The sequence below is a fragment of the Candidatus Methanoperedens sp. BLZ2 genome, assembly GCF_002487355.1.
In the GTDB taxonomy this organism is placed as follows: Archaea; Halobacteriota; Methanosarcinia; order Methanosarcinales; family Methanoperedenaceae; genus Methanoperedens.
Genome location: NZ_NTMG01000048.1, coordinates 1 through 12,211, shown reverse-complemented (window position 1 = coordinate 12,211; position 12,211 = coordinate 1). Strand labels below are relative to the sequence as shown.

Genomic DNA, 12,211 nt, shown 5'->3' with positions numbered 1-12,211 from the left:
TTCAATTTCTCGATGCAATATGATTTTCAAACCACCTATTTTAGAGAGAATGAGCTTACCTTCATTAAGATTGAGTTTCAGACCGCTACCGGGATATGTGAATGAATTATATCTATTCCTTCCTTGAAATCTCGGATATCCTGCGCCATTAAAGAAATTCTGGAAACTTCGTTCGACACGCTTCAGGGTATTCTGTAGTACCTGTGAATGTACTTCTTTCTGGAATGCTGTTTTTGTCAATGGTAGTTGATTTGCTTGGTCATAGTAATTAATCCATTCAGGATACCCCCACAGGAATAGATCGAATGATTTTTGAAGTCTGTTAAGTTCAGCATTTCGTTTTCTCTCTGCAAGAGCATCATTGTAAAGATGTCTGCATGTAGAAAGAGTCCTCTCAAGAGCTACTTCTTGCTTTTTGTTTGGGTATATCCGAAATTGAAATGATTTTCTCATGCTATCTGAACAATCTATATATGTATTTGATACTATATATTCGTTATGCCTATCCCTTAAAATGCTATCTGAACAATACTTTTTTCGGGATAGGTATTACAATTGCAAAGGGTCTGATTCATCCCCCACCTATCGGAAGGGGTATTCTCAACCCTTTGAACCCACGAAGATAAATAATATGATGAATACGCTCAAAGTGCAATTGCAGGATTTTGGGAAAGTTGTGCAGGAAAAGATTCTCCTGATATTGTGGGTTCAAGGCAAACAGACTTGCTGACGCAATAACGCTGACTTCCAGCGCAAAGTATATGTGGATAAATGTGAATAATATTAAATGCTATTAAGCAAGGAGTGGATATATGCATCTATTTGGGTGGGACAATGTTTCAGGAAAAGATAATGGAAGACTCGTAGAGTATCTGGAATATGGTGTTTAAAATCAGGAGGATGTTATGGCATATATACTGCAGATATTAATAATTATAATCGGAATTATTTATGGCTACATGAAACCGGGCAAAGAAGACCGTTCAGCATTATTGAAAAGAGGAGTGGTGATCGGAATAATCCTGGGTGCTATAATGGTAGGGCTTGGATTATTATGGGGCGGAGCGATTCTGCTGCTTGGCAGTTTAGCCGGAGTGTACTTATTTATCGAAGTTATAATCCTTGCAGTACTATTCATCATAGGCACCTACATAGGAGATATGCTGGAGCGCAGATAGTTAAAATTACAATCAGATAATAAGGGAGGAATAATATACTATGAAAAGCAGCACAAAAGATCAGATTAAAGGCAAAGTTCACAAAATAAAGGGCGGAATCAAGGAAACTGCGGGGGAACTCACCGATAACCCTGAACTGGAAGCAGAAGGCAAAGTAGAAAAACAGGCCGGCAAAGTTCAAGAAAAGGTCGGCCAGGTCAAAAAAGTCTTTGAGGAATAACGCCGTATAATATGCAAGTGTTTGGGGCCACAACCTCAAACATTTTCTTTAATTTTTTTCTTTAACTTTTTTATGAATTTTGCCACATAATCTTGCTGAAATCATCCTTGTTTCTGTAAGCAAATATTAATAGTCATAAACCAATATACGATCATTTAAATTTAAACAAACTTGAAGAGTAAAATATGCACTGGCGAGAAAAAGAATTGCTTAACGTACTAAAAAATGGAAAACTAACAACTACCGAGATAGTCAGCAGGGTAAATATGAGCAAGGCAACTGCCCTGAAATATCTGGATGGTATGAAAGAAAAAAACCTGGTTGATGGCGAAGAGATAGGCACAACAAAAATCTGGTTTTTAAAAAATGAAGAAGAAATAGTTGAAAAGAAAATCAAAATACTCATTGCAGATGATGATAAAAATGTTATTGACATTGTCCGGTATTCTATAGATGATCAATACGAGATTTTGGAAGCTGCAAATGGAAAAGAAGCTCTGGGTATGGTCTTTGCCAGGTCACCTGACATCCTGGTCCTGGATATCATGATGCCTGAAATGGATGGCTACATGGTCTGCAAAGAGTTAAAAGAACATGATTCTACAAAGAATTTGCCAATAATAATTTTGTCTGCCAAGGCCACTGTAGAAGATAAGCTTAAAGCGATAGGTTTTGGCATAGATGATTATATGATAAAACCTTTTGACCCGAGGGAATTAGAGGCAAGAATAAAAATGAGGTTAAAACGGACTTCTATGGATTAAGATGTTACTATGATTTAAAGTCCTGCCAGCTTACACCAATAACAACGATGCCATTGATCCTGAGGTACAATGATTCGATATCTTTACCGGTGAGGCCGGCTTTGAGAAGTGCAGCTCTTTCCTCCCTGAACGCGAGCATCAAACGATTATTGCTATCATTTCCACTATCGTTTCTATCATGTATGTCTATATTATTATGCTCAAAGGAAAAATGCCCGTTTTTCTGGTCATATAATGAAACTTCAGCTTCTGTCATCTGTATTTACTCGGTCAGCAGCATCGTGCCAGAACCTTTTTTTCAGGAACTTTGTATGCCCACCCACTGAAGCTGTTTATATACAAAGTGCTTTCATTAGAATTTTCTTCTATGAACTTGATTTCTCCTTTATGCGTTTCAGCAGACCCGGTCTTAAATTTTACTATATCTCCTATAGAATATCTCATTTATTTCACCTTCCTTATCCTTATTCTGGAAAAATTGCTTGCTGGCACTGTACCAGGAAATTTGTTATAGGGATTGTGCCTTCCCCACACCAGATTTTGGCGGGAGGCAGGCACGATGAATTCCCACTCCCATAGTTCACTTGCTTTGCAAACAATATACAGATAAATTCATTGGTATTTAAAACTTTCCAATCGATCGTTTATTTTTAAACATGGTATAATAAAGTTGGAAAAACAAATATGATGAAGGCAGAATTTTTGCAGAGGATTTATTAACATGAACTACTCCCCGCTAAAGCTGGGGAGCTTCCTGCTTCATTGCTTCTCTATTGAGATTGCTCAGGCAGGCTTGAAATCCCGTAGTTCCTGCGGTACGTTAAGTTCATCAACTGTGACCATCCTGCATCTGATATGGATTTAGCAAGATGATGGTTCTGCACCATGTTTTGTATTTGTAAATCCTCGAATTCAGGTTCACAGGAAAAAGTAACATATCACTGGTCAATATCCTTCTTGATTCTTGCTTGGATATATCCTGAATTGAAATGCTTTCTTCATACTACTTCAACAACATATATATTGTTTTGACACGATATTATCTTTGCCTATCCCTTTCATACAACTTCAACAATTGTTTTTTGGGAATTCGAAACATGACCAGGAAAGAAAAAAAAGCTAAAATTGATAATCTGCAAGGGCTATCCATTACGGACGCCTGGAGCATCATAGATACAATACGAGAACCTATTGTTGTTCTCGATTTATATCAGCGTGTGAAGATGGCGAATAATGTTTTTTATAAGATGTTCAAAATATCGATCGAAGATGCCCGGGGCAGACCATTATATGAACTTGGGAGCGGCGTGTGGAATATTCCCGGGCTCAGGGAATTACTTGAAGATATTCCCAGGGATAGCCAGTTCAGGGATTTTGAAGTTGAGATGGAGCTTCCTGATACAGGGCGAAAGGTGATGCTGCTCAATGCCTGCCAGATCAATCGGGCGGGTGCGGATATGATTCTCCTTGCGATCGAAGACATCACAGACCGCAAAAAATTGGAAGAATTACGTTCTGAGAATGAGCGTCTCATCTTCGCAAACAAAACCAGATCAGAGTTTCTGGCAATTATGAGTCATGAACTGAGGACTCCCCTAACATCTGTCATTGGATATTCACTAATTTTGCAGGGAAGGGCACAGGGCAAATTGAATAAAAAACAGATGTTATTTGTGGATAATATTCTAAAAAGCAGCAAGCATTTACTTACCCTTATCAATAATATTCTCGATATGGCTAAGATGGAAGCAGGAAAGCTGGAAATGGCTATAGAAGAAATATCTGTGCCTGATACAGTAAATGAAATACTCGACCTTATCAAAGAAAATGCCGCACAGCATAATATAATCCTGAAAAAAGAATTCGACTCTGAAATGACGGCTATAAAGGCTGACAGGCGGGCTGTTAAGCAAATATTTTTCAATCTGCTGGGCAACGCGATAAAATTCAGCAAGCAAGAGGGAGGAATTGTTACAGTATCAGTAAAAAAAGAGGGGGATATGGTCAAGATCTCTGTTTCTGATACCGGTATAGGGATCAAGGGAGAAGATATGCCAAGACTCTTCCAGGAGTATGAGCAGCTTGATTCAGGAATATCCAGGAAATACGAAGGTACAGGTCTTGGTCTTGCTATTACAAAGCACCTGGTGGAACTGCATGGGGGCAAAATCTGGGCAGAAAGCATAGCTGGTGAAGGGAGTAAATTTACCTTTTTGCTGCCAATTGCAGGGAAAAAGAAGAATGGTATCGTTTGATTCGTTCATCTCTCTATCGAGTCCAGCACAGCGCGGATTTTTGCCTTGAGTTCATTCAGGTCAAACGGTTTTGTGATATATTCGTCCGCCCCTAATCCCATACCTGCAATCCTGCCTGTCTCACCCATTCCGGTTAGCATAATTATCGGGATTGATCGGGTCAACGGGTCTTTCCTGAACTTGTTGCATATCTCATAACCTGTCATGTCAGGAAGCATAATGTCTAGTAAGATCAAATCAGGAGCTTCACAGTGCACCTTCCTGATGGCCCCGTCGCCAGTATACGCTTCAATAACTTTGTAGTTATCACATTCAAGAGACATCTTCAATGCGTTGACTATACACTTCTCATCATCTACAACCAATATTTTGATCTGCATACCTCACTCATATTTCATCTGTCGTTTATACTATTCAAAGGTTTCATTATTATCTTATTCTGTGCTTATGATTTCATGTATGGTTTTTAACAACTTCTCAGCAGTGTAAGGCTTTGATAAAAAAGCTTTTGCATTAGATGTTCCTATTTTTGCAATTTTATCCTTCTCTGCTAATCCGCTAACTGCAATAATCTTAACCTCAGGATTAATTTTATGAATCGCCCGGATGCTTGTATAACCATCCATAACCGGCATCATCATATCCATAAGAACAACTTTAACTTTATCCTTGTTCTGGGCATACAATGCCACAGCCTCCGCACCGTCGCTGGATATAAGGACTTTATATCCATATGTTTCCAATGTCGAGGAAGTAATTTCACGAATTGAGCCTTCATCTTCAGCAACGAGAATCAACTCTCCATGCCCGATGTATAATTTAAGCTGTTCTTCTTCTTCTTCTTTTTGTATATCGGTTTTAACCGCGGGCAAATATATCTTAAACGTCGTTCCTTTTCCAATCTCGCTGTATACGTTTATAAATCCGCCATGGCTCCTCACAATTGCAAGTGCTGTTGACAGGCCAAGTCCCGTACCTTTACCGAATTCCTTTGTTGTGAAAAACGGTTCAAAGATTCTATCTACTATCCTGGGAGGGACGCCACTTCCGGTATCTGAAACTGAAATGATAACGTAAGAACCGACTTTTGCCTCTTTATGCATCCGGGCATAATTCTCATCAATGAAAAAATTCGAGGCTGTGATACTTAATACACCGCCATCAGGCATAATATCGCGGGCATTCACGCTCAAATTCATTATAACCTGATGCAGTTGTGTGGCGTCTCCTGAGATAGTAAAGAGATCTTTTTCTATATTGGTCTGAATCTCGATATTTCTTGGAAATGTCTCTTTTGCGACCTTCTCGATTTCTGCGATAACATGTTTTGCCTGAAGAGGATTGCGTTCACCCTCTACCCCTCGTGCAAAAGACAGAACCTGCTTTATTAAATTAGCTCCGCGCTGGCAGTTCTGCTCAAGAATGGTAAGCAATTTCTGGCCCTGTTCATCTTTGTTTTTTTCCTTTAACAACTGCAGCGACAGCATGATCGGCGTCAGTACATTGTTGAGATCATGCGCTATGCCGCCTGCAAGAGTGCCTATGCTCTCCATTCGCTGCGCGCGTAATAATTGCGCTTCAAGCATTTTCGTCTCAGTGATATCTTTGGCAATAACAGAGAGACCGGTCTTAGTTGGATAAATATTAATTTCAAAAATGTAATTTTTGTCCCCAACCTGGAACCCACTCTCTAAACGCCCGGGTCGCTGTTTTTTTAATGATTTGATATAGAACTGCTCAACTTTTGTCCCTTTTAGACCAGGGAAAATTTCGTAGAGAGATTTTCCAATAGCATCTTTCGCTGAAATCCCTGTGAGAACTTCAGATGCTTTATTCCAGTAGGTATATTTTAAATCTCTATCCATCGCATAGAATAGGTCGTTAATGCTTTCAGTAAGCTCCCTGTAGCTTGCTTCTCTCTCTGCCAATGCTTTGTTAGCTTCTTTCAGTTGTGCTGTCCTCTCCTGAACTCGTAGTTCTAACTCATCATGCGCTCTGCGCAGCGCCTCCTCAGCTCGCTTGCGCGCGGTGATATTATAAAACACAGAAATAAAGTAACCTGGCTGCGGACGGTAAACATTCACATCATACCATCTATCAGTAGCCGGATCGTAAGTCTCAAAATGGATATCCTCACCTGTCACAGCTACCCGGTTATGCTGGTCAATCAAATCCTGGGAGATACCCGGAACCGCCTCAGTAATCCTTTTACCAACGATGTCCTTTCTCTGTATGCACGTCAAGACGGTATAAGTTTCATTAATGTCCAGTACGGTATAGTCAACTGCACGATTATGTTCATCAAAGATCGTTTTACAATACGCTAACCCAACGGTCTTGTTATTAAAGAGACCACTGTAATTCCGGTGTGCCTCCTGTAATGATTCCTCCGCCTGCTTGCGCTCGGTAATGTCGCGAAAGACAAGTACCACGCCCATAATCTTCCCGCCCCCGTCTCTAATCGGTGCACCACTGTCGTCGATCGGGACTTCTGTTCCGTCCTTCCTTACAAGGATCGTGTGGTTGGCAAGACCGACAATGTTCCCTTCAAGGAGCACCCTGGTGACAGGGTTATCAACTTTCTTGCGAGTGTATTCGTTGATAATGTTGAACACATCGGTTATCGGTTTTGTCGAAGCCTCAGCGAGAGTCCAGCCTGTCAATGCTTCTGCCACTGCGTTCATGAAAGTGATCCGTCCTTCGACATCGGTGGAAATGACCGCATCGCCGATACTGGCCAGGGTTGTGGCCCAGAGCTGCTCGCTCTCCCGCAGTGCCTCTTCCGCCTGCTCGCGCTCGGTCATTTCAGCCTTCAATTCTTCATTAGCGTTTACAAGCTCTGCGGTTCTTTCCCCTACCTTTATTTCTAATTCGTCATGTGCCTTTTGCAATGCCTCCTTGGCAGTTTTGAGTTCGGTTATATCTGTGGCAACAAGATAAACTGTCGATACCCCGTTCAGCTGCATGGCATTGATAGAGATATGCGCCGGTACAATCGTCCCATCCCCTGCCAGGAATGTGACTTCTCCTTTGCTGCCGCCTTTTTTGCCCTGCCGCAGCAGCTCATCGAATACCAGCCTGTCCACAGGCGAAACAAATTGTGAAATTCCGGTGCCGATCATTTTTTCAAGCGCCGATTTGAGCATCCTTGCAAAACCCATGTTGCAGTAAAGAATGGTATCATCTTCTGCCAGTGTAACAGCACCTTCCTTCATTTCCTCGATAAGGATACGGTAGGGCTGCTCAGCGCCTTTGAGTGTGTAAACCCTGTCGCCTTGTTCTGTTGATACGACCAGTGCATCGACCTCACCGCTGCGGATGGCACGCAGGGTCTCTTCAGCCTCCTCAAGCCGTATCTCAAGCTCCTGGTTTTCGTGTAGAAGTTCTTCTTTTGTTTTGTTTTTCTTCATATTCTTATTTCTTGGGGCGCAAATCCAGCCCTACAAGAATGCGTTCTTTATCTGACATATCACCGATAATTCTCCTTAAAGGAAGAGGAAGTTTCTTGATGAGCGTGGGCGCGGCGATTATCTGCTGGTCTTTAGCAAGAACAGGCTGCTGGTATATATCGATTACCTCAAGTTCATAGCGGCCTTTGAGACTTTCTTCGCATATTTTCTTGACGTTCAGAATAGCTTTTGTGGATTTTGGAGTAATACCGGTAATGTATAAACGCAGGATATATTTTTCCTCCCCCGATTTTGCAATTGCCTCCTCATATTCTTTTTGAGTATATTTTATCGGTGTATCTTCCATAATTCTTAAATCTCCTGTAAGCTCCTTACGTATATGTATTCCATTTTCACTTTTCCCTGAGTGGACGCAGGTCAAGTCCCACGAGGACACGCTCTTTATTTGAGAGGTCCCCGATAATTTTCTTCAAAGGCTGGGGAAGTTTTCGTACAAGGGTCGGGATGGCAAAGATCTGGTCGCCCTTCGCAAGTTGCGGGTTTTTTAGCAGATCGATTACCTCGATCCTGTATTTGCCAGCCAGATGCTCTTCGCATAGTTTTTTAAGATTGTTAAATGCTGTTATTGATTTAGGTGTCTGTCCAGCCACGTACAGTCTTAGCTCCCATGATTCCGGTTCGGTTATATCATTCATTTAATATTCCTCTTGCCTGCCTTTTTTGGTTGGTTGATCACGCCCTTACTCGCATCTGCCTTGCGAATATGCGCCATTTCTTTCCTGGCTTCTCTTTGTGTCTCCTCTTGAAGTTTTTCGTGGTGAATAAGCATATTTACTTCTTCTTCCTTAGCTTCAAACTCTGCGTGAAGTGCTGCGATCTGCGCTTCCAGCGATTTGCGCTGGCGTTCAAGTTCACGCTTCTTGCGTTCGATTTCTTCAGCGTGCATAAGTCCTGCTGTCTTTTCCTGCATCTCAATAGCGGCCCTCGCAGAACCTGTCAGTACGCCTGAGGGACCAAGATACACATCTATCAGGTCTATACCTTTATCGGTCAACAGGAACTCACGTATCTGGTTGGAATGGGACATGCCGCGTGACTTTAGTATATACAGACCGCGGTTACGTTCGCCACCGACCTCAATATCCCGAAGTAATAGCCATGAATCCATTAAGGATGAAATACCGAACTCTGTCTGTTCAAGAGGACCTCCGGCTTGCGACAGGTTCGTAAAGAGAGCCGTGATCTGTTTTGCTTTCAGGTAATCAATAAGACGCGCCAGCATTGCTTTTACCTCAGTTTCATTACCTATAGAGATCAAATTTGTAATCGGGTCGACAATAACGACTTTGGGCTTAAATTCATCTATTAATTTTGCCATCTTTACAAGATGCATTTCCAGGCCGTAAATCGTGGGGCGCACCGAGTAAATTTGCAGAAGACCCTGCTTCATCCACGGTTCAAGATCAATGCCTATTGAGCGCATATTGCGGATAATCTGGTTCGGAGCTTCCTCAAATGCAAAATAAAGACATCGTTCACCGCGCTTACATGCTGCATTAGCAAAGCTGGCAGCAGTACTTGTTTTACCTGTCCCGGCCGTGCCTGATATCAGAATACTGCTTCCGCGATAGAATCCCTTTTCTCCAAGCATGGTATCAAGACGGGGGATGCCTGAGGAGATCCGTTCACTGGATACATCGTGCTGCAATCCGAGTGATGTAATGGGCAGCACTGAAATCCCCTTTTCATCTATCAGGAATGGATATTCATTTGTGCCGTGTGCTGAGCCGCGGTATTTGACGACGCGCAAACGCCTGGTAGAAATCTGGACATCCACCCTGTTGTCAAGAAGGATCACGCAATCCGAGACATATTCTTCCAGTCCGTGCCGCGTCAGGGTACCTTCGCCCTTTTCTCCTGTAATAATTGCAGTAACGCCTTTTTCTTTCAGCCAGCTGAATAACCTTCGAAGTTCGGCGCGAAGTATGCTTTCATTGGATAGTCCGCCGAAAAGCGATTCTATGGTATCAAGCACCACCCGCTTTGCGCCGATTGAATCGATAGAGTGGTTGAGACGGATGAACAGCCCCTCAAGGTCGTACTCACCTGTCTCTTCGATTTCGCTTCGCTCGATGCGAACATGATCAAGAGACATCATTTTCCTTGCTTCAAGGTCTTTTAGATCAAAACCCAGAGATGCAACATTCTGAACCAGTTCTTCTGAGGATTCCTCAAATGACATAAAGACGCCTGGTTCTTTATATTGAACTGCACCGCGAACAAGAAATTCCATTGCTAACAACGTTTTACCGCACCCGGCACTGCCGCATACAAGTGTCGGACGACCTTTCGGTAATCCTCCATCTGTTATTTCATCAAGTCCCCGTATTCCTGTCTGGCATTTTTGCAGGCCCTCCATGGATTTTACATTACTTTTTTCTTTAGTCATTGGCTGGTTCCTTTTTTAATGATTTCTGCTTCCCACTACGTCGTGATTACTAATCAGGTTTTCCACTTTCGATAGTTTATTATTTATCCATCTATATAGCCTTATTTAAACATGATGGTCATATATGTTCAATCCGCTGAACAATGCAATAAAATTCAAAAAACGAGAAAAAAGAGGGGAAGGGGTTAAAAACGTGGCTTATAATTTTGAAAAAATTTATTTTAACTCCCCTTTCTCAATAAATAATTAGGACAATCACTATATATACATATTCACGCGCATGTAAATTGTTTTGTAGAGTTTCTCAAGTTTGCATTAGGTTACTCAGGATAATTGTGTATGTTTTCTATTCAGTGCAACTCATCTTGCTGATGTCCTTTATAAAGGACTTTGCAACAAGTTTTACTGCTTCGGTCATGGATCATATCTGCTGCAAGCGAAGCCAGTATATGAACTTCCACAATTATCGCACCATTCTTTCCAACGGCTGCACTAACTTTTTCCCCTGCCGAGCAGGTAGCCCATGAGAACCCCGCCCACGAGCGCTCCTGCCATATAAGCAAGAGGGTTTTTATTCCCTCTCCCTTCAGCAGATTTTTGCTGCTCCCTGACTTTTTTCCCTATTGATTTAGATAGTTCATCAAATTTGGTGTTCAGTTCACTGATTTCACGCTTTATCTCTATTAATTCTAATTCTTTCATAAAATTACTTCCCCATTCTATCTCTTATATACAAGCGCCCCGGCCAGTATCCCAATTAAACCTGTTAATACAAAACCAAGGCCCCGCATAGTGAACATTGCATCAATTGCAGATGCAATCCCCCAGAAAGTCAGGAAAAACCCCGTGGCTGCGAGTGAGATCGCAACCGCGGTAATAAATAACTTTTTTCTGGATTTCTTTATGCCTTCTTCTATGGAATTGCCAATTCCACCACGCTCGATAAATCCCTGGGTTATCGATTTTGAAAGGCCGGAAAGAAAATCTGTTATACTTTGCTCCACTAGTCTTTTCCCCTCCCGAGCAGATAACCCACGAGAATCCCGCCCACGAATGCTCCTGCCACATAAGCAAGAGGTTTTTCATTTACTTTCGCTTCAGCCGATTCTTTTTTCTCCTTGACCGCTTTGCTTATTGATTCAGACAGTTCATTATATTTGTCTTCATATTTCGCGGTCAGCTCACCGATTTTATGTTTTAGATCTTTTATTTCTTGTTGTTCTTCTTGTTGTTCTTCTTGCATAAATTAACCTCCACAACGAATATTATGTATGAATCTACAGTGCAGATTGATTACACCGGCCTACGTCCCTGGATGATTCTTACCAGTACCACGATAATAGCGATCACCAGCAATATATGAATTAAGCTACCAAGATAACCGAACCCATATCCCAACAACCACATTATCACCAAAATTACAACTATTGTCCAGAATAAGTCCATGCAACTAACCTCCTCTTATGTAATATTTGTACTAATTGCTAATAATCTTTTCGCTTGTTTCTGGCTCTCAGTCATTTTTAAAAGTAAACTTGACTTCTCCACTCTGCTCGAAACAAACAATTTTACAGCGTTTTTTGCCGCAAACCATTGCAACTGTCAAATCATATTAAGCATTTTTGAGGAAACCTAATTGAAAATAAATTCAGTAAGTATAATCAACAACAGAGGACGCAGGCGCGCCGAGCAAAGTTCGTAGTCGCCAGCTGGTGCAAATCCAGCATGAGGAAAGGCTAGCCGCCACCTCAGAACTGAACCCCACACCCTGTCTGGTAACAGACCGAATGTGAAGCTGGGGGGTAGGGATACTAGGCCGCAATATAATGGATGTGAAGGTTATAAGCCCCGAAATTCTGTTGATCTTGGAAGCCGACGTTATCTGTGTAACGGAAGGCAGAAATCGCAAAACCGATATTAAGCAACTCCAGTCTT

Annotated in this window: 17 protein-coding genes; 4 read left to right on the top strand and 13 right to left on the bottom strand. The window is 41.9% G+C overall.

Going from position 1 to position 12,211, the window contains the following annotated elements:
* Nucleotides 1-453: helix-turn-helix domain-containing protein (locus CL181_RS08745; protein WP_141398850.1), on the bottom strand; the 453-nt coding region annotated here is incomplete at its 3' end.
* Nucleotides 454-905: 452 nt separating this feature from the next.
* Here CL181_RS08745 and CL181_RS08735 point away from each other — a divergent pair.
* The 3 genes from CL181_RS08735 (at nucleotide 906) to CL181_RS08725 (ending at nucleotide 2,162) form a co-directional block, all read left to right on the top strand.
* The gene (locus tag CL181_RS08735) at nucleotides 906-1,178 is read left to right on the top strand and encodes a hypothetical protein (RefSeq protein ID WP_097298928.1); all 273 of its coding nucleotides are present in this window, start codon (nucleotides 906-908) and stop codon (nucleotides 1,176-1,178) included.
* A gap of 40 nt (nucleotides 1,179-1,218) precedes the next feature.
* On the top strand, nucleotides 1,219-1,398 hold the full coding sequence (locus CL181_RS08730) for a CsbD family protein (RefSeq protein WP_097298927.1): 180 nt from the start codon (nucleotides 1,219-1,221) through the stop codon (nucleotides 1,396-1,398).
* 185 nt (nucleotides 1,399-1,583) lie between these two features.
* On the top strand, nucleotides 1,584-2,162 hold the full coding sequence (locus CL181_RS08725) for a response regulator (RefSeq protein ID WP_097298926.1): 579 nt from the start codon (nucleotides 1,584-1,586) through the stop codon (nucleotides 2,160-2,162).
* Between the two features lie 7 nt (nucleotides 2,163-2,169).
* Here the strand turns inward: CL181_RS08725 and CL181_RS08720 are convergent, their stop codons facing one another.
* The 3 genes from CL181_RS08720 to CL181_RS21495 all read right to left on the bottom strand — a co-directional run bounded on the left by CL181_RS08720 (nucleotide 2,170) and on the right by CL181_RS21495 (nucleotide 3,164).
* Nucleotides 2,170-2,418, bottom strand: a complete 249-nt coding sequence (locus CL181_RS08720; protein ID WP_097298925.1) for a hypothetical protein — start codon at nucleotides 2,416-2,418, stop codon at nucleotides 2,170-2,172.
* 14 nt (nucleotides 2,419-2,432) lie between these two features.
* Nucleotides 2,433-2,606: a hypothetical protein gene (locus tag CL181_RS20270; protein ID WP_176505125.1), complete on the bottom strand. Its 174-nt coding sequence runs from the start codon at nucleotides 2,604-2,606 to the stop codon at nucleotides 2,433-2,435.
* A 501-nt stretch (nucleotides 2,607-3,107) separates the two neighbouring features.
* Nucleotides 3,108-3,164 (bottom strand): helix-turn-helix domain-containing protein, encoded by a 57-nt coding sequence (locus CL181_RS21495; RefSeq protein ID WP_141398851.1) that lies wholly within the window; start codon nucleotides 3,162-3,164, stop codon nucleotides 3,108-3,110.
* 95 nt (nucleotides 3,165-3,259) lie between these two features.
* Between CL181_RS21495 and CL181_RS08715 the strand changes: the two genes are divergently transcribed.
* Nucleotides 3,260-4,417, top strand: a complete 1,158-nt coding sequence (locus CL181_RS08715) for an ATP-binding protein (RefSeq protein WP_176505124.1) — start codon at nucleotides 3,260-3,262, stop codon at nucleotides 4,415-4,417.
* 5 nt (nucleotides 4,418-4,422) lie between these two features.
* Here CL181_RS08715 and CL181_RS08710 read toward each other — a convergent pair whose 3' ends face one another.
* From CL181_RS08710 to CL181_RS19740, 9 genes are all read right to left on the bottom strand, one after another.
* Entirely contained in the window at nucleotides 4,423-4,797 is a 375-nt protein-coding gene (locus tag CL181_RS08710; RefSeq protein WP_097298923.1) for a response regulator transcription factor, read from the bottom strand.
* A gap of 54 nt (nucleotides 4,798-4,851) precedes the next feature.
* Nucleotides 4,852-7,827: a PAS domain S-box protein gene (locus CL181_RS08705; protein WP_097298922.1), complete on the bottom strand. Its 2,976-nt coding sequence runs from the start codon at nucleotides 7,825-7,827 to the stop codon at nucleotides 4,852-4,854.
* Nucleotides 7,828-7,831: 4 nt separating this feature from the next.
* Nucleotides 7,832-8,173: a circadian clock KaiB family protein gene (locus CL181_RS08700; RefSeq protein WP_097298921.1), complete on the bottom strand. Its 342-nt coding sequence runs from the start codon at nucleotides 8,171-8,173 to the stop codon at nucleotides 7,832-7,834.
* A gap of 46 nt (nucleotides 8,174-8,219) precedes the next feature.
* On the bottom strand, nucleotides 8,220-8,522 hold the full coding sequence (locus CL181_RS08695) for a circadian clock KaiB family protein (RefSeq protein WP_097298920.1): 303 nt from the start codon (nucleotides 8,520-8,522) through the stop codon (nucleotides 8,220-8,222).
* A complete protein-coding gene (gene kaiC / locus CL181_RS08690) occupies nucleotides 8,519-10,276 on the bottom strand; it encodes a circadian clock protein KaiC (RefSeq protein ID WP_097298919.1) in 1,758 nt (585 codons plus the stop codon). The genes CL181_RS08695 and kaiC overlap by 4 nt, the downstream gene beginning before the upstream one ends.
* 492 nt (nucleotides 10,277-10,768) lie before the next feature.
* A complete protein-coding gene (locus CL181_RS08685) occupies nucleotides 10,769-10,978 on the bottom strand; it encodes a hypothetical protein (RefSeq protein WP_097298918.1) in 210 nt (69 codons plus the stop codon).
* Between the two features lie 17 nt (nucleotides 10,979-10,995).
* Nucleotides 10,996-11,280 (bottom strand): hypothetical protein, encoded by a 285-nt coding sequence (locus CL181_RS08680; RefSeq protein WP_097298917.1) that lies wholly within the window; start codon nucleotides 11,278-11,280, stop codon nucleotides 10,996-10,998.
* Nucleotides 11,280-11,519 carry a hypothetical protein gene (locus CL181_RS08675; RefSeq protein ID WP_097298916.1) on the bottom strand — a complete coding sequence of 80 codons (240 nt, stop codon included), beginning with the start codon at nucleotides 11,517-11,519 and terminating at the stop codon, nucleotides 11,280-11,282. Before CL181_RS08675 ends, CL181_RS08680 begins: the two co-directional genes overlap by 1 nt.
* A gap of 50 nt (nucleotides 11,520-11,569) precedes the next feature.
* A complete protein-coding gene (locus tag CL181_RS19740; RefSeq protein ID WP_141398849.1) occupies nucleotides 11,570-11,722 on the bottom strand; it encodes a lmo0937 family membrane protein in 153 nt (50 codons plus the stop codon).
* Nucleotides 11,723-12,211 lie beyond the last annotated feature (489 nt).